19 protein-coding genes and 9 pseudogenes are annotated in these 22,188 nt (G+C 34.8%); 27 read left to right on the top strand and 1 reads right to left on the bottom strand.

Going from position 1 to position 22,188, the window contains the following annotated elements:
- Nucleotides 1-21: 21 nt before the first annotated feature.
- The 8 genes and pseudogenes from JCM13188_RS07260 (at nucleotide 22) to JCM13188_RS07220 (ending at nucleotide 6,096) form a co-directional block, all read left to right on the top strand.
- Nucleotides 22-1,278, top strand: coding sequence for a tetratricopeptide repeat protein (locus tag JCM13188_RS07260; RefSeq protein WP_054753151.1), 1,257 nt, complete (start codon nucleotides 22-24; stop codon nucleotides 1,276-1,278).
- Between the two features lie 15 nt (nucleotides 1,279-1,293).
- Nucleotides 1,294-1,848 carry a ReoY family proteolytic degradation factor gene (locus tag JCM13188_RS07255; protein WP_054753149.1) on the top strand — a complete coding sequence of 185 codons (555 nt, stop codon included), beginning with the start codon at nucleotides 1,294-1,296 and terminating at the stop codon, nucleotides 1,846-1,848.
- An 87-nt stretch (nucleotides 1,849-1,935) separates the two neighbouring features.
- Complete coding sequence (locus JCM13188_RS07250) at nucleotides 1,936-2,304, top strand: DUF2487 family protein (protein WP_279401541.1); 369 nt, start codon at nucleotides 1,936-1,938, stop codon at nucleotides 2,302-2,304.
- A 157-nt stretch (nucleotides 2,305-2,461) separates the two neighbouring features.
- Nucleotides 2,462-2,970 (top strand): annotated as a pseudogene (locus JCM13188_RS07245) (QcrA and Rieske domain-containing protein).
- 3 nt (nucleotides 2,971-2,973) lie between these two features.
- Nucleotides 2,974-3,647: pseudogene (gene qcrB / locus JCM13188_RS07240) on the top strand (menaquinol-cytochrome c reductase cytochrome b subunit).
- A gap of 35 nt (nucleotides 3,648-3,682) precedes the next feature.
- Nucleotides 3,683-4,513, top strand: a pseudogene (locus JCM13188_RS07235) (c-type cytochrome).
- A 59-nt stretch (nucleotides 4,514-4,572) separates the two neighbouring features.
- A pseudogene (gene lhaT, locus JCM13188_RS07230) lies at nucleotides 4,573-5,162 on the top strand (lipoprotein heptaprenylglyceryl N-acetyltransferase LhaT).
- A 253-nt stretch (nucleotides 5,163-5,415) separates the two neighbouring features.
- Nucleotides 5,416-6,096: pseudogene (locus JCM13188_RS07220) on the top strand (zinc metallopeptidase).
- A 29-nt stretch (nucleotides 6,097-6,125) separates the two neighbouring features.
- Here the strand turns inward: JCM13188_RS07220 and JCM13188_RS07215 are convergent.
- Nucleotides 6,126-7,007 (bottom strand): YitT family protein, encoded by an 882-nt coding sequence (locus JCM13188_RS07215; RefSeq protein WP_054753143.1) that lies wholly within the window; start codon nucleotides 7,005-7,007, stop codon nucleotides 6,126-6,128.
- A gap of 133 nt (nucleotides 7,008-7,140) precedes the next feature.
- Here JCM13188_RS07215 and JCM13188_RS07210 point away from each other — a divergent pair.
- From JCM13188_RS07210 to nth, 19 genes and pseudogenes are all read left to right on the top strand, one after another.
- Nucleotides 7,141-7,478: pseudogene (locus tag JCM13188_RS07210) on the top strand (nucleotide pyrophosphohydrolase).
- Nucleotides 7,478-8,281, top strand: a complete 804-nt coding sequence (gene dapB / locus JCM13188_RS07205; RefSeq protein ID WP_054753141.1) for a 4-hydroxy-tetrahydrodipicolinate reductase — start codon at nucleotides 7,478-7,480, stop codon at nucleotides 8,279-8,281. Before JCM13188_RS07210 ends, dapB begins: the two are co-directional and overlap by 1 nt.
- Nucleotides 8,282-8,289: 8 nt before the next feature.
- Nucleotides 8,290-8,706 (top strand): methylglyoxal synthase, encoded by a 417-nt coding sequence (gene mgsA / locus JCM13188_RS07200; RefSeq protein ID WP_054753138.1) that lies wholly within the window; start codon nucleotides 8,290-8,292, stop codon nucleotides 8,704-8,706.
- Nucleotides 8,699-9,810, top strand: a pseudogene (gene bshA, locus JCM13188_RS07195) (N-acetyl-alpha-D-glucosaminyl L-malate synthase BshA). The gene mgsA and the pseudogene bshA overlap by 8 nt, the downstream one beginning before the upstream one ends.
- A gap of 103 nt (nucleotides 9,811-9,913) precedes the next feature.
- A complete protein-coding gene (locus JCM13188_RS07190) occupies nucleotides 9,914-11,047 on the top strand; it encodes a CCA tRNA nucleotidyltransferase (protein ID WP_279401531.1) in 1,134 nt (377 codons plus the stop codon).
- Nucleotides 11,023-11,994, top strand: coding sequence for a biotin--[acetyl-CoA-carboxylase] ligase (locus tag JCM13188_RS07185; RefSeq protein ID WP_054753134.1), 972 nt, complete (start codon nucleotides 11,023-11,025; stop codon nucleotides 11,992-11,994). Before JCM13188_RS07190 ends, JCM13188_RS07185 begins: the two co-directional genes overlap by 25 nt.
- 12 nt (nucleotides 11,995-12,006) lie before the next feature.
- Nucleotides 12,007-12,840: a 3-methyl-2-oxobutanoate hydroxymethyltransferase gene (gene panB, locus JCM13188_RS07180; RefSeq protein ID WP_054753132.1), complete on the top strand. Its 834-nt coding sequence runs from the start codon at nucleotides 12,007-12,009 to the stop codon at nucleotides 12,838-12,840.
- Nucleotides 12,840-13,714 (top strand): annotated as a pseudogene (gene panC, locus JCM13188_RS07175) (pantoate--beta-alanine ligase). Before panB ends, panC begins: the two are co-directional and overlap by 1 nt.
- A gap of 1 nt (nucleotide 13,715) precedes the next feature.
- Complete coding sequence (gene panD, locus JCM13188_RS07170) at nucleotides 13,716-14,099, top strand: aspartate 1-decarboxylase (protein WP_054753130.1); 384 nt, start codon at nucleotides 13,716-13,718, stop codon at nucleotides 14,097-14,099.
- A gap of 47 nt (nucleotides 14,100-14,146) precedes the next feature.
- Nucleotides 14,147-14,800 (top strand): exonuclease domain-containing protein, encoded by a 654-nt coding sequence (locus JCM13188_RS07165; RefSeq protein WP_054753128.1) that lies wholly within the window; start codon nucleotides 14,147-14,149, stop codon nucleotides 14,798-14,800.
- Nucleotides 14,801-14,877: 77 nt separating this feature from the next.
- On the top strand, nucleotides 14,878-16,719 hold the full coding sequence (locus JCM13188_RS07160) for a helicase C-terminal domain-containing protein (protein ID WP_279401530.1): 1,842 nt from the start codon (nucleotides 14,878-14,880) through the stop codon (nucleotides 16,717-16,719).
- A 153-nt stretch (nucleotides 16,720-16,872) separates the two neighbouring features.
- Nucleotides 16,873-16,998, top strand: a complete 126-nt coding sequence (locus JCM13188_RS18405; RefSeq protein ID WP_279401529.1) for a hypothetical protein — start codon at nucleotides 16,873-16,875, stop codon at nucleotides 16,996-16,998.
- Entirely contained in the window at nucleotides 16,982-17,245 is a 264-nt protein-coding gene (locus JCM13188_RS07155) for a hypothetical protein (RefSeq protein ID WP_279401528.1), read from the top strand. The genes JCM13188_RS18405 and JCM13188_RS07155 overlap by 17 nt, the downstream gene beginning before the upstream one ends.
- A gap of 74 nt (nucleotides 17,246-17,319) precedes the next feature.
- Entirely contained in the window at nucleotides 17,320-17,625 is a 306-nt protein-coding gene (locus tag JCM13188_RS07150) for a hypothetical protein (protein WP_054753122.1), read from the top strand.
- 196 nt (nucleotides 17,626-17,821) lie between these two features.
- Nucleotides 17,822-18,226, top strand: a complete 405-nt coding sequence (locus JCM13188_RS07145) for a cell wall elongation regulator TseB-like domain-containing protein (RefSeq protein WP_279401540.1) — start codon at nucleotides 17,822-17,824, stop codon at nucleotides 18,224-18,226.
- Between the two features lie 51 nt (nucleotides 18,227-18,277).
- Nucleotides 18,278-19,459: pseudogene (locus JCM13188_RS07140) on the top strand (pyridoxal phosphate-dependent aminotransferase).
- A 34-nt stretch (nucleotides 19,460-19,493) separates the two neighbouring features.
- Nucleotides 19,494-20,774 carry an asparagine--tRNA ligase gene (gene asnS / locus JCM13188_RS07135; protein WP_054753119.1) on the top strand — a complete coding sequence of 427 codons (1,281 nt, stop codon included), beginning with the start codon at nucleotides 19,494-19,496 and terminating at the stop codon, nucleotides 20,772-20,774.
- Between the two features lie 69 nt (nucleotides 20,775-20,843).
- Entirely contained in the window at nucleotides 20,844-21,509 is a 666-nt protein-coding gene (locus tag JCM13188_RS07130) for a DnaD domain-containing protein (RefSeq protein WP_054753117.1), read from the top strand.
- 68 nt (nucleotides 21,510-21,577) lie between these two features.
- Nucleotides 21,578-22,180: an endonuclease III gene (nth, locus tag JCM13188_RS07125; protein ID WP_054753116.1), complete on the top strand. Its 603-nt coding sequence runs from the start codon at nucleotides 21,578-21,580 to the stop codon at nucleotides 22,178-22,180.
- The last annotated feature ends 8 nt before the right edge of the window (nucleotides 22,181-22,188 follow it).

Raw genomic sequence — 22,188 nt, 5'->3', positions numbered from 1 at the left:
GAATGAACAGGAGGGGATCAAATGGACCCGATTAAGGACGCATTAGACTTATATGATGCTGGAAACGTCAATGAAGCAGTCAATCATTTAATGGAAAATGCCAGAGAAATAAGCGAACAAGATCAATTTTCAGTAGCAGAATTATTACAACAGTGGGGATTTTTGGATGAGGCTAGAAGGTTATTTGAGGAACTATACCGAACTTATCCAAATGACCACCAAATCAAATTCCAGTTAGCTGATATTTATATAGACCTCGAGATGGATTCAGAGGCATTAGAACTTATTGAAAGTATTGAGCCAGATGATCCGGAGTATATAAACGCTTTGATGATATTAGCTGATATTTATCAATCACAAGGTCTAAATGAAGTAGCTGTACAGAAATTGCTTCAGGCAAAAGAATTACAACCAGATAATTATTTAATTGATTTTGGTATAGCTGAATTAGCTTTTCATCATGGAGAGTTTCAAAAAGCCTTAGATCATTATGAGAAGTTAGAAGCACACGAAGGAGAGTTCCCTTTTGTCACTATCCATGAGCGGTTAGCTGAATGCTACGCTTCCCTAGGGAAATGGGAAAATGCGTTAACATACTATCAAGAGTTAGAGTTAAAAGAGCCTGATCAATTATTTAAGTATGGTTACACGGCATTTCAATTGGAGCGTTACGACATAGCCATTAAAGCTTGGAATGACCTTCTGGACCTCGACCCTGATTATACAAGTGTTTATCCATACTTAGCAAAAGCATATGAGGAAGAAGGCGTGATGGAATCTGCACTTGATATTCTGAAACAAGGTCTGAAAAAAGACGAATATAATATTGAACTATTTATTAATATAGCAAGGATTGAACTAAAACAAGATCAATTAGAAGCCGCCAAAAGTCATTTGAAAGAGGCTATAGCTCTAGACCCAGGTCATGAGAAAGCTATTATTGAATTATTTTCGATCTACGAGTCACGTGACGATTGGGATGATGCTAAAAAATTAGTAGAAGAACTTATGAAATTTGATGCTTATCCAGAGATTTTAGATTGGTTAGCGGGACAAGTATACAATGAACTAGAAGAATTTGAGAAGGCTAAAAATTCATTTGAAAAAGCTTATTTAACTTATCATAATGATGCTGATTTCTTGAAAGAATATGGATACTTCTTAATTGAAGAGGGACAAATGAATAAAGCTATCCAGTTACTAAAAGACTATTTAATACAAAACCCTGAAGATCAAGACACTAAAGAATTCCTACATCGCCTGCAGGGTGGAATTTAAAAAGAGGGTGAAAATATGGGTGTGACGACTAATCAAAAGCGAGTCTTCATAAATTGGTACTTGGATCATCACAGAACTGAACGTAGAGAAATGGTATGGTTATTAGAATACATTTTGAAACGTGAAAATATCCTCAAACATTTACATTTTGTATTCGAAGCACATTTGTGTCCAAGAAGCATAATAATCTCAACAGATAATGATGAGAAGAGACCTTTTAGATATTATAAAGACCATGTTGTGACAACAGATGTAGATAAAGCTTTTCACGATATAAGACTAAATCCTGAAGATACGATTTATGTTGAAATGAAGTTTGAAGGAAATAGACAATCTACTGAATATGCTGAAGTTTTAGAAGACAACCCATATTTACCTGAAGACTATTATTTAGAAAATGAAGATTATATCTTATTAGAACGTATTCTTGAAGCATCGTCTTATCAGTCTAAAATTCATTTATTAAAAAGTAAAATAGATGCTGCACTTGACCAAGGAAATGTAAACGCATTTAATAAGTGGAGTGACGAGCTAAATAAACTAATGGAAAGTAATAAATATAAATCTTAATAGGAGTTTTTAAATGAAATACCTAAATGCTGATATTAAACAATACACTCAAGCTAAAAAATATGTTGACACTGCCATTTACCTTTAATTCCTTATTCATTTAATTCTGACCAAGATTTGTTACAGCTATCTTCTCAAAAGGAATTAATACAACTTTATATCTCGCAAATTGAAAGTGAGCTGAAAGGCCGTGTTTTTTCTTTACCTGAATATTACTACTTAAAACAAGACAAAATACTTGATGAGGAAAAAGAAAGATTGAAAGGTTTCATCTCGCATATCAACCAACAACCTTTTGAGTATATTTTTCTAATTACTTCAGATAGTAAATGGAGAAAAGCCTCAAGAGATTTAGATGCTGAGTTAGTTTGGCTCCCAGGTTTCAGCAGTACAGAAATGAATCAAGAAGAAACTCAAAATTCATTCAATCTCAAGTTCAAGAGATTAAAATGCTGATTCAAGATAGCTGGTCCGATTAATTATGACATTTTTCATCTAAAATGTGGTTTTATTGACCACTTTTCAGGATTGCGCTATCATTGTATTGTCCTAATAAATATGTGTATCATCAATACCCTGTTCGTTGTAATTGATGAATAGAGGGGGGAAAGACATGACTAATAAGAAAAGCCAAGTATCGCGTAGACAATTTTTAAACTACACTTTAACAGGTGTAGGCGGATTTATGGGAGCAGCTATGGTTGCACCAATGGTTGGTTTTGCGATTGATCCATTACTTAAAGGCGAAAAGAAGACTGAATTCGTCTATGTTATGGATGTGGATGAAATCACAAATGAACCACAACGTAAAACCTTCCCTGTCGATCAAGTAGATGGTTGGTACGAATCTAAAGTTGATCGTTCTGCATGGATTTTTAGAACTGAAGAAGATAAAATTCTTGCATTATCACCAGTTTGTACACACCTAGGATGTGTTGTTGACTGGAATTCTAAAGCAGAATTTGAAAATGAGTTCTATTGTCCTTGTCATGGTGGTCGTTATACTAAAAAAGGTGTTAATATTCAAGGAACACCACCAACAGAACCACTTCATGTTTATGAACAAAAATTGAAGATGGAAAATTATTGTTAGGTAAAGCGGTAGCTAGAAAGGAGGCGTAATAGATGCTTAATAAAGTTTATGACTGGATTGATGAGCGATTAGATATTACGCCTATTTGGCGAGATATTGCAGATCACGAAGTGCCAGAACACGTAAACCCAGCGCATCATTTCTCTGCGTTTGTATACTGTTTGGTGGATTAACATTCTTCGTAACAGTAATTCAGGTTTTGTCTGGAATGTTTTTAACAATGTATTATGTTCCAGATATCATTAATGCTTGGGAATCAGTTAAGTATTTACAAACTCAAGTCGCTCATGGACAAATTGTTAGAGGTATGCACCACTGGGGAGCAAGTGTTGTTATCGTAATGATCTTTCTACATACATTACGCGTGTTCTTCCAAGGTGCTTATAAGAAGCCACGCGAACTTAACTGGGTTGTGGGGGTCTTATTATTCTTTGTAATGCTAGGTTTAGGTTTTACAGGTTATTTACTACCATGGGATAATAAAGCGTTCTTCGCAACACAAGTAGGGTTAGAAATTGCTGAAAGTGTTCCATACATTGGTGGAGATTTAAAAACATTACTAGCTGGTGATCCAGAAATAGTTGGTGCTAAAACATTAGCAAGATTCTTTGCTATTCACGTATTCTTCTTACCAGCAGCATTGTTTGCATTAATGGGAGCACACTTCATCATGATTAGACGTCAAGGTATTTCTGGACCACTATAAGTTATAATTCCATGTCATGAAAAGGAGGGAACACAGTGCAAAGAGGTAAAGGAATGAAATTTGTCGGGGGACTCTCGTGTACCTGATAAAGAAAGTCGTAATAAAATTCCGAAAGATTACTCAGAATATCCCGGTAGAACAGAGGCTTTTGGCCTAACTTCTTATTAAAAGAATGGTTAGTCGGTGCTGTTTTCTTAATTGGATTCTTATGCCTAGTGGCAGCAGCTCCTTCACCACTTGAACAACAAGCGGATCCAAATAATTCATCATATATACCATTACCGGACTGGTATTTCTTATTTCTTTATGAATTACTTAAGTACGAATTTGCTGCAGCTGAATATGTTGTAATTGGTACTGTTATTATACCTGGACTAGGTTTTGGTGCCTTATTATTAGCACCTTTCTTAGACACTGGAACAGAACGTAGACCATCAAAACGCCCAATTACAACAGGTTTAATGCTTTTAGGCATTATCGCAACTGTTTGGTTGACTTACAAATCAGCAGCACACGTTGATTGGGAAGAGAGAGCCAAGTATTCAGTTGAAGCAGTACCAGATGTTGAAATTGATGAAGAGCATCCAGGCTATGAAGTTTATGCTAACAACTGTTTATCTTGTCACGGTGATTCCTTACAGGGTAATCCAGGGATGGCACCTACATTAGTAGGAATTCCATATAATGCTGAGCAAATTAAAGATATCGCTAAAAATGGTATTGGTGAAATGCCAGCCAACCAGTTTTCAGGAACTGAAGAGGAACTTAATCAGTTAGCTGAGTTTATTGTATCTACTAATAAACAAGCTTCTGGTGAAGGTGAAGGCGAAGGTGAAAGTGAAGGTTCTGAAGAAGGATCTCATTAATCATAAAAGCTGACTTGTCATTAAAACAAGTCAGCTTTTTAATATAGTTAGGTGATATAATGCTGTTGAAATTAAAGTTCATATTAATGGATCGGACTTTTTTAAAATTACTTTTAATCGTCAATATTCTAGGTACAATTTATGGATACATTTGGTATGAATATCAACTTGTACTAACACCATTGCATTTTATACCTTTCGTTCCTGATAGTCCGACAGCTTCTTTATTTTTGTTATCGTATTGATTGGATTTTTAGTGGGAAAAAATTATAAATTGTTTGAAGCCTTAGCCATGTTAACACTATTTAAATACGGTCTTTGGGCTGTAGTTATGAATGTATTAACTTTTATTGAATTAGGTGAAGCTTCCCCAGCTGGTTTAATGCTAATTGTCTCGCATGGTGCAATGGCGATTCAGGGCTTATTGTATGCTCCTTTTTATAAGATAAATTGGATTCACCTTGTCATAGCTGCGATTTGGACATTACATAATGATGTTATTGACTATGTCTATGGTATGATGCCTATCTACGGCTCACTTGATCAATATATGTCACACATTGGTTATTTTACGTTCTGGCTAAGCATTCTATCTATTTGGTTAGTTTATAAATACGGTCTGGTCCATCGTACCAAAACAACCCCATAAGCCATATAATATAAAAAAGCTTATGGAGTGTTTAATATGTATAACTTCCTAATTGCATGGGTTGTCATGAATCATTTATCAGTTTCAAATCAGATTATGACAATAATAATTGTTTTTGGAAGTGTAATCCTCACATTAGTTTATGTGGCTTGGAAACGATATTATTATAACCACCACAGAAGCAATTTTATTGATAAAAATTACACAGATGAATAAAATTAATATATAGACATAATAATGGAGGAATGCCAAGATGGGGATAGGAGCTTTTCTAATTTACTTTGCGGTTCTATTAATTCTTCCTTTATGGGCACAAAGTAAAGTTAAGAACACTTATAAAAAATATATGAAAGTCCCGAATTCATCTGGAATGACAGGGGCTGATGTTGCCAGAAAAATTCTTCAAGAAAACGGCATCAATGATGTAAGAGTGGAAGAGACAAGAGGATTTTTTAAGTGATCATTATGATCCTCGTAAAAAGTGGTTAGATTATCTTCAAATAATTATCATGAACAGTCTAAAGCTGCTGCAGCTATTGCTGCACACGAAGTAGGACATGCGATACAAGATGCACAGGATTATGCATTCTTACGTTTCAGACATGCTCTAGTACCAGTAGCAAATTTAGGGTCAAATATGTCCTTTTTCTTAATTATTGCTGGTTTCTTATTAGGCATGACTGGTTTAGTGGGGATTGGAATCGTTTTTATGGCATTTGCTGTTTTATTCCAATTGGTTACTTTACCAGTAGAATTTGATGCATCAAATAGGGCAATGGACCATTTAGTTTCTTCAGGAGTCATCACAAGTTCAGAGCACCCAGAAACAAAGAAGGTACTAAATGCTGCTGCTTTAACGTATGTTGCAGCTGCTGTTGTTGCATTAATGGAACTTGTTCGATTCGTATTAATGTTTCTGCACATGGATGAATAGTTATACAAAATCCCTTAGAGTTTCGAACTCTAAGGGATTTTTTTAAGTAATCGGTTTTTGTTTTCATCTAATGTAAACCCTTCACCTAGTACGTCATGAACCGATGTTACAGCAACAAAAGCATGAGGATCTATTTCGTCTATAATTCCTTTAAGTTTAACTATTTCATTCCGACCAACTACACAATATAAAACATTTCGTTCCTCACCAGTAAAACTTCCACTTCCATGTAAAACGGTAACGCCTCTGTCCATTTGCTCGTGAATAACTTCTGAAATACGACCACTTTTTCCAGAAATAATCATGGCACCACGAGCAGAATAAGCGCCTTCTTGAATAAAGTCAATGACACGGGCTCCTATGAACACGGCAACTAATGTATACATCCCTTGGATCGGTTTAAGGTATAAAATAATGGATGAGAAGATGACTAAAGCATCAAACAAAAACATCGTACGTCCCATACTCCAGCCTACATATTTATGCACTAATCTAGCGATGATATCAACTCCACCAGTTGTGCCTCCATACCTAAATATTATTCCTAGACCGACTCCAATAAAAGTACCTGCAAATAAAGCTGCTAATGTCATGTCATTTCTTAATGAAAATTCTAATGTGTATATTTGAAAAATCCATAAGAAAACAGATACTGCAACTGTACCAATTACGGTATAAATAAATGTATTAATCCCTAGGAGCCTCCAGCCAATTATAAACACTGGAATATTAAGAACTAAGTTCATAATTCCAGGGTCTAAATTAAACATGAAATACAATAATAGGGTGATTCCAGTAAATCCACCTTCAGCTAAATTGTTTTCCATATTAAAATTAACTATTCCAAATGAAAAAATTGCTGAACCCAATAAAATAAATAGGGTATTTTTTACTTTTATATGATATTTCATATAATCCCTCCTTTTACAAAGCACTTTAAATATTATAGACAATGGATATTAATGGTTCAATATAAAATAAAAGATTTGTCAAAATAGTTGGATTTAGCTACCATTAGGATAGGCAATAAGAAAGGTGATTATCATGACAAATTCACATAATGATTTAAAATTGATGCAAGAACGAGTAGATAATTTTATCAGCCAATTTGAAGAAGGGTACTTTTCTCCACTTGCCATGACGGCAAGAATGACAGAGGAGCTTGGTGAATTAGCTAGAGAAGTTAATCATTATTATGGGGAGAAGGCTAAGAAAAGTAGTGAAAAAGAGAAACTCATAGAAGAAGAATTAGGTGATTTATTTTTGTATTAATTACATTTGCTAACTCTTTAAATATTGATCTGTCTGAATCATTTGATATGAGTATGTCAAAAATTGAACAACGAGATCAAAACCGCTTTACAAAAAAGGAGAATCAATAATGGCAGAGACTATTAATGTAATGCTAGCAGGACCTAGAGGAAAAATGGGTACCGAAGCTTTAAAAATGATTGAAACAACTGACCACTTTAATTTAGTTGGTTGCATTGATCGTAAATATAATGGCAAAACAATTAAAGACCTTGAGGGCCTTCCTTCGCTAGATGCACTGATTTACACCGATCCAGAAGAAGCTTTTGAACGACTTAATGCAGATGTGTTTATAGATTTAACCAATCCTGAAACAGGTTTTAAACATACAAAAATAGCTTTACATAATCATATTAGACCTGTGATAGGGACGTCTGGATTTTCGGAAGAGCAATTAGATGAGTTAAAACAATTAAGTCAAACTCAACAAACTGGAATCGTTATTGCTCCTAACTTTGCAATTGGTGCTGTATTAATGATGCGATTCTCTCAAATGGCAGCAAAACACTTTCCAAATGTCGAAATTATAGAAAAGCATCATGATGAAAAATTAGACGCACCATCTGGTACAGCAGTTAAAACAGCACAATTAATAAAAGAAGTAAGGGAATCTAAAAAGCAAGGTCACCCAGATGAGCATGAAACATTAGATGGAGCTCGTGGTGCGACAGTAGATGGAATGCATATTCATAGTGTAAGGCTTCCAGGTTTTATAGCTCAGCAAGAAGTTATATTTGGCCAAAGTGGACAAACCTTAACCATTCAGCACAATTCAACTGATCGCCAATCATTTATGAGTGGTGTTAAATTCGCAGTAGAAGAAGTCATGAAGACGGATCAATTTGTATATGGTTTAGAAAATTTAATGGAGTAGGTGTTAAGGTGAATATCGCGTTAATTGCTCATGATAAAAAGAAACAAGATTTAATAGACTTTGTTATGGCATATAGTGAGATTTTTTCAGAACATCAATTATTTGCAACTGGTACAACAGGAAAATTAATTGCTAAAGAAACTGGATTAACGATTGAACGATTTCAAAGCGGCCCATTAGGCGGTGATCAGCAGATTGGAGCAAGAATTGCGAACGATGAAATGGATATGATTATATTCTTTAGGGACCCTTTAACCGCGCAGCCTCATGAACCTGATGTCTCTGCATTACTACGTTTATGTGATGTATATAAAATCCCATTAGCTACTAATGAAGCTTCTGCTGAAATTTTGATTAGGGGTCTAGAGAGTGGCTGGTTGGACTGGCGCTCAATTAAAGAAAAGAGAGTTCGATACGATGGGTAAAAGAATAGGGATTGTTTGCTACCCTACAGTAGGCGGTTCTGGAGTGGTAGCAACAGAACTTGGAATTCATCTTGCTGAAAAGCAATATGAGGTTCACTTTATCTCAACTACTATGCCATTCCGTCTAAAGCGACTATATCCAAATATTTATTTTCATGAAGTTGAAGTCTCTAATTATCCAGTATTCAAAAATCCTCCTTATGATTTAGCACTAGCTAGTAAGATTGCTGAAGTGATCGACAGGGAGGAATTAGATGTTATTCATGCTCATTATGCGCTTCCGCACGCTATTTGTTCGATCTTTGCAAAACAAATGGCAGAGAGAAACGTTAAAATCGTTACGACATTACATGGAACAGACATCACGATATTAGGTGTAGATGATAACTTAAAACACATGATTAGGTATGCGATCGAACACTCTGATCACGTTACTGCTGTCTCTAATAGCTTAAAAAAACAGACTGAAGATGCACTTCAAGTACAAAAGCAGATTGAAGTCGTTTATAATTTATTGAACCTGTTAATGATACTTCTCTTACAGAAAAAGACTTAAAAGAAAATCTCGGTATTAGTCAGCATGAAAAAGTTTTGATACACATATCAAATTTTAGACCAGTTAAACGAGTTGAAGATGTTGTAAGGGTTTTTTCAAATGTACATAACCAAATACCATCTAAATTACTGTTGGTAGGAGATGGCCCTGAACATTTAAAAATAAGAAACTTAGTGAGAGATTTAGGGTTAGAAGATGATGTATTGTTTTTAGGCAGACAAGATAATGTTCATGATTTATTAAACATTAGTGATTTAAAATTATTGTTATCAGAAAAAGAAAGCTTTGGATTAGTTTTATTAGAAGCCATGATTAGCGGTGTACCATGTATTGGAACGAATATCGGTGGTATACCAGAAGTGATTGTGGATGGTGAAAACGGCTATTTATGTGAAGTTGGCAATATTGAAGAGATATCTAATAAAGCTATTCAGTTGCTAACGGACGATGAATTATGGGATGAATTTTCAGAACATGCTAAACGATATGCTTATGATCATTTCAACTCAAATTTAATTGTCCAAAAATATGAAGATTTATATAACTAATTAAATCTTATTGAATAAGGTGAGCCCATGTTATCAGAACCTTTTCTGCAAGCTGAACCAATTATGATCACGTTAGAAGAACGTGGTTATGAAAGCTTCTTAGTTGGCGGGGCAGTTCGCGACTTTTTTCGCTAATCGTCCAATAGGAGATATTGATATTGCTACTAATGCTACTCCAGAGGAGGTCCAGCGAATTTTCCCTAGAACTGTGCCTGTTGGTATTGATCACGGTACTATTTTAGTTCTTCATAATGGATTTTCTTTTGAAATCACAACATATCGCACAGAAGGTGAGTATGACGATTATCGTCACCCAAGTGATGTGTCTTTCGTTAAGGATATAAAGCTTGATTTAAGCCGCAGAGATTTTACAATTAACGCCATCGCCATGGATCGACACGGGAATGTACTGGATCCTTTTGACGGTAAAATTGATTTAGAAAATCAAATTATAAAAACTGTTGGGTCACCAAATGAGCGCTTTTCAGAAGACCCTTTACGTATGTTGCGGGGGGTACGATTTGTTAGTCAGTTAGGGTTTCAAATGGATTCAGATACCGAGCAGGCGATTAAACAACTGCATCGTTTGCTTCAAAGGATTTCTGTAGAACGAATTACAGATGAAATATCAAAGCTTTTCACCCATCATTATATTAATTCAGCGTTAAATATAGTAAGTGTTACTAATATGGACCGTTCACTTCCGATTTTTGATGAGCAAGAACACTTATTTGAAAAGCTAAAGACTATTAAGTTTCATGAATCTCTTAATCATGCAGGTATTATGTTTGCCATCTTTCATTTATTAGACCCTAATATTTCAGTTCAAAAATGGATCAAAACATATAAAGTTTCAAATCGTATTAGACGAAAAGCTTTGCATTTAATCAATAACTATAATGACTATCAAGAAAAAGGCTTAACCAAACCTGTTATTTATAGTATTGGAAAAGATCATTTATATGATTTTTACCAGTTAATCGGTTTATTAGACTTAGTTAATTTAAAATTTAACGTCCTATTAGATAGTTATGAGCATCTCCCAATAAAGTCGCGTGACGATCTTGTCATAAATGGTCAAGATTTTATTAATTGGTTTCCTAATGAAAAGAAAGGTAAATGGATAGGGGATTATCTCGATCAAATTGAAAAATTAATTATTACTGAAGAGTTAAGGAATAATCGAGACGAGATTGAAAGTAGGGTGAGGGAATGGAAGGCACGAGAAAGAGGTTAATTGATTTATTATCAAATCATCAACAGCCATACATATCAGGACAGCAATTATCAGATGAGTTAAACATATCTCGTTCAGCTGTATGGAAACACATGAATGCACTGAAAAAAGAAGGCTATCAAATTGAAGGTGTAACCAATAAAGGTTACCGAATTGTCTCATCACCGAATGACTTATCTGAAACTGCTTTAAGTTGGGATTTGAAAACGGACTGGTTAGGTCAGAGATTAATATATAAAGAACAAGTGACATCAACACAAATTGTAGCTCATGACCTAGCGCGGGATGGAGCTGAACACGGTACAGTCATTGTGGCCCGGGAACAAACCAAAGGCAGAGGTAGAATGAGACGTTACTGGGAATCCAAGGATGGTTTAGGCCTATGGTTCAGTTCGATTTTAAGGCCAACAGGTATTGAGCCAAAACGTGCTTCTCAATTAACGTTAGTGGCTGCAGTTGCAATCGCTGATTATTTATCTAAATATAATTTAGATGTAAAGATTAAGTGGCCGAATGATTTATTTATAAATGGCAAAAAGCTTGCTGGTATTTTAACCGAAATGCAAGCTGAACAAGACGCTGTAGAATACATCGTTTTAGGTATTGGCATAAACATGAATCATGATCAGCAAGATCTTTTTGAATCAGAGCGCAATAAAGCGACTTCTTTATTGCTTGAAGCAAAACAACCTTTTAACTTAAACACCGTACTGACAGAGTTACTATTTGAATTAGAAGTTAAATTCGATTTGTTTATGTCTGAAGGTTTTTCAACCATAAAAGGACAATGGGAAAGCTATGCTTATAAACTTGGCGAATGGGTTTCAGTAAAGACTCAGACAGAGTGGGATGCAAAAATCTGTGGAATAGATGAAGATGGCGCATTAATGGTTATGAATCAAAACCACCAAGTTCATCACTTATATTCTGCGGAAATTTTATGGTGAGAGGTGTTTTAGATGAACACACATCGTTCTTTTTTAAAAATGAAAGAGGAATCTAACAAAATTGCCATGGTGACAGCTTACGATTATCCTTCAGCTAAGTTGAGCGAAAAAGCTGGAGTGGATATGATATTAGTAGGTGATAGCCTAGGTATGGTTGTATTAGGTTATGATTCGACGATTCCTGTCACTTTAGAAGATATGATTCATCATGGAAAGGCCGTCCGTAGGGGAGCGCCTAACACCTTTACAGTTATTGATATGCCTTTTATGACATTTAATATTTCGATTGAGTCAACATTGTTAAATGCTAAACGATTATTTCAAGAAACCGGTGCAGAAGCTTTGAAAATCGAAGGTGGTATAGAAGTAACGGAACAAGTTAAAGCATTAACAAATGCAGGAATTCCTGTCGTTGCACACATTGGTTTAACACCTCAATCAGTCAATGTTATGGGTGGTTATCGTGTGCAAGGTAAAACGAGTGAGGATGCTAAACGTCTAATTAGAGAAGCAAAAGCATTAGAAGAGGCAGGATCAATAGCTTTGGTATTAGAATGTGTTCCAGAAAAACTTGCGAGTCTTATTACTTCTGAAATCAACATTCCAACAATTGGAATTGGTGCAGGGAAATACTGTGATGGCCAAGTATTAGTGTATCATGATTTACTTCAATACGGCGTTGATCGTTTGGCGAAGTTCGTCAAAGCATATGGTAATATGAATGATCATACTCATGATGCACTAAGTACATATGTTGCTGAAGTTAAAGAAGGTAAATTTCCTCAAAAAGAAAACACTTATACAGTAGATGAAGAAGCTCTTAAGGGGTTATACGGAGGTTCATAATGCTAACGTTGAACACAATTAAAGATATGATTCAATATATAAATAAAGAGAAACGTAGCCAGCGTACGATTGGCTTCGTTCCAACCATGGGATATTTACACTCGGGGCACCGTGCATTAATTGATCAATCTAAGAAGGATAACGACATTACTATTGTTAGCATCTTTGTGAATCCTTTACAGTTTAATCAATCCTCCGATTTAGAACAATATCCTAGAGATTTTGAGAGAGATGCAGCGATTTTAAAAAAGATGGTGTTGATGTCGTTTTTCATCCTACTGCTGATGAGATGTATCCTAATCAACCTTCAATAGAGATGAATGTGACAAAGCGCACTGATGTATTGTGTGGCACATCAAGACCAGGCCATTTTGAAGGAGTCGTGATGGTTCTAACTAAGCTGTTTAATATTGTTAACCCTGACAAAGTTTATTTTGGCTCAAAAGATGCTCAGCAAGTAGCGGTTGTCGATGCACTGATTAAAGACTTAAATTTTAATATAAAACTAATCCCAGTCTCAACTATTAGAGAAGCTGATGGTCTAGCATTAAGTTCGAGAAACGTCCATTTAAATCCATATGAAAGGGATGAGGCTGCACATATTTATCAATCTTTATTAAAAGGACAAAGGTACATAATGGACAACGCTGATTGGAAACGTAATGAAGTCATTAATATTACTAAAAGTTATCTAAGTGAACACACTACAGGTAAGATTGATTACGTTGATTGCTTGTCATTCCCTAATTTAAATAAAGACATAGAGTCAAAACATGATATAATAATTGCGGTTGCCGTTTATTATGAAAAAGCACGTTTAATTGATAACCTAATTTTAGACTCAAGTGGTGCAATTAAATACGGGAGTGAATAACATGTTTCGTACATTAATGAATGCTAAAATACATCGAGCTACTGTTACGGAAGCAAATTTAAATTATGTAGGCAGTATAACAATTGATCAAGATCTCCTTGATCAAGTTGGTATTCTTCCTCACGAAAAGGTGCAGATTGTAAATAATAATAATGGTGAAAGAATAGAAACGTATGTCATAGCTGGTGAAAGAAATAGTGGAGTCATTTGTTTAAATGGTGCAGCAGCAAGGAAATTTCAAAAAGGTGATCTTGTCATTATCATGTCTTATGCGATGATGACGAAAGAAGATGCTATGTCGCATCGTCCTAAAATTGCTATATTAACAGAAACAAATGAAATTGAACAATTGCTGACTGAAGAGGCCCCAATGACTATTTTATAGCTCCCAGCTTGGGAGTTTTATTTTGTCGGAAGAAAAGAGGTGGAAGATTGAACCGATATGTTGTAGTTGATCTAGAAACCACTGGACATTCAGTGAAAAAAGGAGACGAAATAATAGAAATTGGATTGGTTGTTATAGAAAATAATCAAATTATCGATGAATTCTCTTCAAAAATCAAACCAGAACAACCGATTCCACCATTTATTACTAGATTAACTGGGATGACTGATCAAGATGTGGCGAATGCACCAACATTTACAGAGGTCATTCCAGAAGTATTAACGTACCTGAAAGACGCATACTTTGTTGCACATCAAGTACAGTTTGATTATCATTTTCTAAACGCGTCTTTAATGAAACATGGCTACAAACCTTTACAAATGCCTGTTATTGATACAGTCGAGATGTCAAGAGTGCTATTCCCTAGGGCTAATAGCTTTAAGCTTGAGGATATAACTGATTATCTGGATATTAAACACTACTCGCCTCATCGCGCTTTATCCGATGCCTACGTAACAGGATTATTATTAATAAAACTTTTAGATAAGTTAAATAACCTACCCTACGAAACATTAAATCAAATTTCACCATTAACGACGTTCTTCTATGGGGATCTCGAACAAATCATTGTTGAGATTGTTCATAATAAAAATATAAAAGATCACCGAATGATATTAATTTTGAAAATGGTTTCGCAATAAAAGGTACTAAATTTGATAAAAATAAAAGTCTGCCAGAAATGTCTCATGTCAGAAGTTTTGGAGATATGCTCTCAGAATTGAATCATCATGGAAATTTGACTTTAAGAACTAGTCAAACCGAAGGTGCACAGTATATTTTTGACGCAATTGAACAAAACCGTCATGCCGTAGTAGAAGCAGAAACTGGGATTGGTAAAACATTAAGCTATTTATTAGTTGCTATTTTTTATGCCATGAAGAAAAGTCATAAAACATTAATTAGTACGAGTACCATCCAATTACAACATCAAATACAAGACCGAGATTGGATGATGATCTCTGAATCTTTTGATTGTCATAATGAATTAGCCATTTTAAAAAGCCCAAGCCATTATTTAAATTTATCGAAATTACGTTATTATTTAGATGAACTTAAAGATATTAATTATGATACGGCGTTAAGTTTAGCCATTATTTTGGTTTGGTTAACTGAAACAAATACTGGCGACAAAGATGAAATTCAACTTCCATCTAAAGGAGAAGAAATTTGGCCTTTTATTTCAGGTGAGAATAAAGTTAGTGATGAACATAGCGGTTCTTATTTCAAAACTGCATTAACTAAAGCTAATCAAGCATCAATTATTGTTGTGAATCATGCTTTCTTGGTTGCTGATCAATTACATCAGACGCAGCGATTATTAAATTATAATCATTTAATAATTGATGAAGCTCATAGGTTACATGAAGTCGTACAAAAACAACTGGGGGATACGTTAGACTACGTATTTATAGCCCACATTTTAAATAGTGTTGAGAAATTAACGACCCATCCATCTGTAGAGCGATTAAAACATTCTGCAGATCAATTCTTTAGATCTGTGCATCAAGCAGTATTATTTCTACATTCTGAGAAAGATGCATTATCTGATACAGGTAAAATACAGTTATCTTTAGATCAATATCAACTTGATGTCATTTTATCTGGAAGCTTACGTCAGCAACTAAATGATATGCTTTTAGATTTAAAACAACTACAGTCTATTTTGAAACAAAATCAATACAATAATAGATGGAAAAGATTGACTAAGCAGAAAGTGATAGAGGAACTTAGTCAAGTTCATGATTCATTAATAAGATTTTTTAATGATGATGAAGACCATGCAAAGTGGATTGATATTGATCAAGATGGGGCGAAAAATTCTGTTCAGTTAAATATTGAACCTGTTAACGTGCAATCGTTTATACAATCTTCAATTGTAAAGCAGGATGTTCCAACTATTTTTATGAGCGCTACGATTAGAACAAATCATTCATTTACATCATTCTTAGAAGAATTGGGTTTGCATGAGGAAACGAGTTGTTTGTACTTACCTTCACCATATGATTATCAAAATCAAGTCCGTGCATATGTACCATCAGATTTTCCGGAAATTAAACAAGTAAGAGTTGAAGAGTATGACGAATCTGTCGCAACATTTATTGTGTCACTAATTGAAGAATTAAATGAAAAAGTTGTTGTTCTATTTACATCATATGAAATGTTAAAATCCGTTTATAAAATGATAAAAATTATAGACCATCAACAAGAAATACCAATTTTAGCTCAAGGTGTACAATCAGGAAGTCGTGAAAAATTGAAAAAAATGTATGAAAAATCAAATCGTGCGGTTTTACTAGGAACAAGTTCCTTTTGGGAAGGTGTAGATTTAGACCACAAGTCCTTAAAAATCGTTGTCATGGTTCGCTTGCCTTTTGATACACCCAATCATCCAATGTTTCAAGCAAAATCACGTCACTTAGAAGAGCATAATAAAAATGCGTTTTATCATTGGATGTTACCACAGGCTATTTTAAAGTTTCGTCAAGCCTTTGGTCGTTTAATTCGTTCAGAATCAGACCGGGGGGATATTTATTGTTCTAGACCAAAGGTTGATGACTAAACCTTATGGTAAACAGTTTATAAACTCAATACCTGAAGTACCATTATTACATGACAAGAAACACCAACTTTTTAAAGATGCAAAAACTGGTTGTTATATAACGACTACAAAGGCAAATGATAATACTTAGTCATGTATGAAGTGGGTGAGGGTATGTTTAAGCGCATTATTTTTATTTTAATATTAACGTTAGTAGGTACTGAATCAATTATATTTGCTCAAGAAGAACTTGTCTTTGAACCTTTATCATCTGGCAATTTGCGTGATGCATTTAAGTAAAGAAGAAAAAGTTATCATTAATACAGGAAGTTCAAATAGTCGTAAGGAAATAATAAATTATTTAAATGAATTAGAAGATCAGCGTATTAAAGGAATTCTTATTACCAGTGTTAATGCAAGAAACTGCGGTAACTTATCGTATATATTAAATCAATACGACGTGGATCAATTATATTTACCTAAACATAATACTGAATTATGTAAAGTTCCCAAAGATTTTCAAAAATCAAACCTATTACTTAAGTAAAAAACGAACGTATCGCAATTAGCTCTAGGTACTATATAGATCATGTATATAACAAAAATGATGGAAGTAGTCATGTGGCTATTTCAAACGGGAATTTCGTTTGTTATTGGTATGAGGGGAATCTAAAGACGAGTCAATGGGATAAGCAAACTCAGGTAATGTTCCTTCCAGATAATCCTTCTGCGAATTTGACTGAAGAAGACTTAGAAATGCTTAATCCTGAAGTAGCGATTATTAACCGTAGAGGGGAAATACAACCTCTAATTGAAATGTTTCAAAAACAATGGGTGGATATCTATGCACTTCGCAAAGGGGTATCAGCTCACATTAATATCATGCAAGAGGAATATGAACTCTACTTAAAAAGAGAAGAATCGTAAATTTGTTGATTAATCCTCAACAAATTTACGTGTTGTCTTGTTATAATAGTAACAGTGATTAAATACAAAGGATGAAGGCATTGAACTTACGTAAAGTACTAATCAGTGTTGGTTCGGTTATTGGTTTAATTATCGTCACAGTCGTGATGATGTTTTCGTCGCATATAACCAGGCTCAAGACAGTAAAAACACATTAATTGATCAAGCTAAAAGCAAGGCAATTAAAGATACACCACTTACGAAAGTGGAATCTGCCTCTTTATTTAATGGTCGTAATTCTTTTGTGTCAATAAAAGGCAAGGATGAGGAGAGTAAACCTTTATTTGCTTTTATTCCTCAGCTGAATCAAAAACAAAATGAAAGTGATCAGAAACAACCAGAAACACATTACGTTTATGCGGATCAAGGCTTCACAAAAGATGAAATAATAAAACAATGGGGTTCTAACTGTCAAAATTGTGATCTTGATGAAGTAACTATTGGAATGCTTAATAATCGCGTCGTTTGGGAAATCATTTATGAAAGAGACAACCGGTTAATTTTTCAAACCTATCGATTCGATACAGGAGAATTATATGATTCAATCTCGTTTAATCAATAAAAAATGTTAACCTATTAAAGGAGCTTAGGACATAGGAGGAGATGTATACATATGAAATTAGCAAACAGAGTACAAGCACTTACACCATCAACAACATTAGCAATTACTTCAAAAGCTAAAGCTTTAAAAGCTGAGGGACACGATGTCATTGGCCTCGGTGCTGGTGAACCGGACTTTAATACACCCAAATACATTTTAGATGCTGCGATACAAGCTATGGATGAAGGGAAGACGAAATATACGCCGGCTGGTGGGTTAGTAGAATTAAAAGAGGCCATTGTTAACAAATTCAAACGTGATAATGGTTTAGATTATAATCAAAATCAAATTATTGTAAACGACAGGTGCGAAACATGCTTTATATACACTTTTTCAAGTTTTATTAAATAAGGGAGACGAAGTCATTGTCCCAATCCCTTATTGGGTTAGTTATCCTGAACAAGTGAAATTATCTGAAGGTGAACCTATTTTTGTAAAAGCAAAAGAGGAATACAACTTTAAGTTAACTCCTGAACAACTTGAAGAAGCGATTACTCCTAATACAAAAGCAGTCATACTAAACTCACCGAGTAATCCTACTGGTGTTTTGTATAATAAAATGAATTACAAGCTTTAGGTGAGGTAGCGGTTAAACACAATCTATGGATTGTTTCAGATGAAATTTATGAAAAGTTAATTTATGGTGACGAACAGCACGTATCTGTTGCTTCCGTATCATCTGAAATAAAAGATCGAACAATCATTATTAACGGAGTAAGTAAATCACATTCTATGACAGGATGGCGAATTGGCTATGCTGCCGGTAATGAAGAAGTTATTAAAGCGATGTCAAACTTAGTTTCACATGCGACATCTAATCCTACATCAATTTCTCAGTATGCAGCGATTGCAGCATATAATCATTCTGAAGAAGAAATTCATCATATGAAAAAAGCTTTTGAAGAACGACTTAATAAGTTATACAATTGGATAGTAGAAATTCCAAACATCACTTGTGTAAAACCTGACGGTGCGTTTTATCTTTTTCCAAATGTTAAAGAAGTGGTTAAAGCATCTCCATTTAATACGACAGATGAGTGGGTTGCTCAGTTATTAGAAGAAGAAAAGGTGGCAATCGTACCAGGTTCAGGTTTTGGCTCTGATGACAATGTTCGATTATCGTATGCAACATCATTAGAACAATTAGAAGAAGCCGCAAAACGAATTAAACGTTTTGTTGAAAAGTATTCTTAGTAGAAGAAGGAGGAAGTAACGTTGAAAAACGACAATAGCTACAGTTAAAGACCATGTTGAAGAAACAGTAACAATTGGTGTATGGTTACATAATAAACGTTCAAGTGGAAAAATTGCATTTTTACAATTAAGAGATGGTACAGGGTTTATACAAGGTGTCGTAGTTAAATCGGCAGTATCAGAAGAAACCTTTGAACTAGCTAAGTCAATCACACAAGAATCATCTCTTTATGTAACTGGCAAAGTAGTTGAAGATACGAGAAGCCCATTAGGTTTTGAATTGCAAGTTACGGATTTAGAAGTCATTCAAGAAGCTGAAGATTATCCAATTACACCAAAGGAGCATGGTACGGAGTTTTTAATGGACCATCGTCATTTATGGTTAAGATCTAAAAAACAGCATGCCATTATGAAGGTTAGAAACGAAATTATTCGTTCTACTTATGAGTTTTTCAACCAAGAAGGTTTTGTAAAGGTAGATCCACCGATTTTAACAGGTGCTTCTGCTGAAGGTACAACCGAATTATTTCACACAAAATATTTTGATGAAGATGCTTATTTATCCCAAAGTGGTCAGTTATATATGGAAGCAGCAGCTATGGCCCTCGGTAGAGTATTTTCATTTGGCCCTACATTTAGAGCTGAAAAATCCAAGACTAGACGCCATTTAATTGAGTTCTGGATGATTGAACCTGAAATGGCCTTTATGGATCATGACGATAGTTTAGAATTACAAGAACAATATGTGTCACATGTCGTTCAATCTGTACTAGAAAATTGCAAAATTGAACTTGATACCTTAGAACGTGACACAACGAAGCTTGAAAATATCAAGGCTCCGTTCCCGCGTATTACTTATGATGATGCTATTCAATTCTTAAAGGATCAAGGTTTTGATGATATTGATTGGGGAGATGACTTCGGTGCGCCTCACGAAACGGCAATCGCTGAAGCATATGACAAACCTGTTTTTATTACCCATTTCCCTGTAGAAATAAAAGCATTTTATATGAAACCAGACCCTAACAATCCAAAAGTCGCTTTATGCGCTGACTTAATTGCACCGGAAGGTTATGGAGAAATAGTCGGTGGTTCTGAGCGTATTGATGATTTTGAGCTTATGAGTCAGAGGTATGAAGAACATCAATTAGATGGACCTGCTTATGAATGGTATTTACAATTAAGGAAATACGGTAGTGTACCTCATTCAGGGTTTGGACTTGGTTTAGAACGTACTGTTGCTTGGATTTCAGGAACAGAACATATTCGTGAAACAATTCCATTCCCTAGATTACTAAATCGTTTATATCCATAAGACTTAAAGGGATGACTCTTGTCTAGAGTCATCCTTTCTATTAGATTATTTTAAAGGTGGGTATGTCACTTGAACTTACCATTTTCATATCAGAAAATTCTCGTTGACCAAATTAATATTCCAACATTATTAGTAAAAGATTATGGTGCGTTAGGTTTATCTGAGACGGATTTGATGGTTATATTACACATTTTAAGACTTCAGAAAGAACACGAATTACTTCCATCATTCGATCAGATTTCAAATCATATGTCTATTAATTCTAATGATGTTTCTAATGTTTTAAAGAATTTAAAGAACAAAGGTCTATTAGCAATAGATCAATTTGAAGATGAAAACCAAATTGTTCATGAGTGGTATTCCATCACCCCACTTATAGAGAAATTGTATGAAGTACAACAAGAAGTTAACCAATCAAAAAATGAAGAAGGAAAATTATTTAGTTTATTTGAACAAGAGTTTGGACGAGCCCTATCTCCAATAGAAATTGAAACCATTAGTTACTGGTTAGATGATGACCGGTTTAAACCAGCCCTAATAAAAGCAGCCCTGAGGGAAGCAGTACTAATGGGTAAATTAAATTTTCGGTATATCGACCGGATCCTAAATGAGTGGAAGAAAAAAGGGATCAAAAGTGTAGGTGCTGCAAAACAAAATAACCAAAATAATTTTAATCAGACAAATAAAAGTACGCCTGAACCAAAAGGGATACATCCGTTTATTATAACTGGCTAGAAGAGTAAGAGGGGGGAGTAGATGTTAACTAAAAAGGGATTAGGCAAGTACTAGATACTTTAGAGGAAATGTTCCCTAATGCCGAATGTGAGTTAACTCATTCTAATGAGTTTGAATTATTAGTTGCTGTTGTCCTTTCAGCTCAAGCAACAGATGCTTTAGTAAACAAAGTAACACCGGGTTTATTTGCGAAATACAAAGCCCCTGAAGATTATCTCGCAGTATCTTTAGAAGAGCTACAGCACGATATTAAAAGAATTGGTTTATATCGAAACAAAGCAAAAAATATACGCAAACTAAGCGCTGATTTAATTGAAAAGCATGATGGTCACGTTCCTTCAAATTATACCGATTTAGTAAACTTAGCGGGAGTTGGGAGGAAGACGGCGAACGTTGTGATGTCAGTTGCATTTGGGGAACCTGCCATAGCAGTTGATACTCATGTCGAAAGAGTATCCAAACGGTTAGGAATTTGCCGCTGGAAAGACTCTGTTTTAGAAGTCGAAAAAACGCTTATGAGAAAGGTTCCAAAAGAAGAATGGAGTGACACTCATCACAGAATGATCTTCTTTGGACGCTATCATTGTAAAGCGAAGAACCCTAATTGTCCCGAATGTCCATTACTTGAAATTTGTAGGGAAGGTCAAAAGCGCATGAAAAAACGAGGCTGAATTTCAGC

Source organism: Piscibacillus salipiscarius JCM 13188 (assembly GCF_001311865.1).
In the GTDB taxonomy this organism is placed as follows: Bacteria; Bacillota; Bacilli; order Bacillales; family Alkalibacillaceae; genus Piscibacillus; species Piscibacillus salipiscarius.
This window is presented reverse-complemented; position numbering and strand designations above follow the sequence as displayed.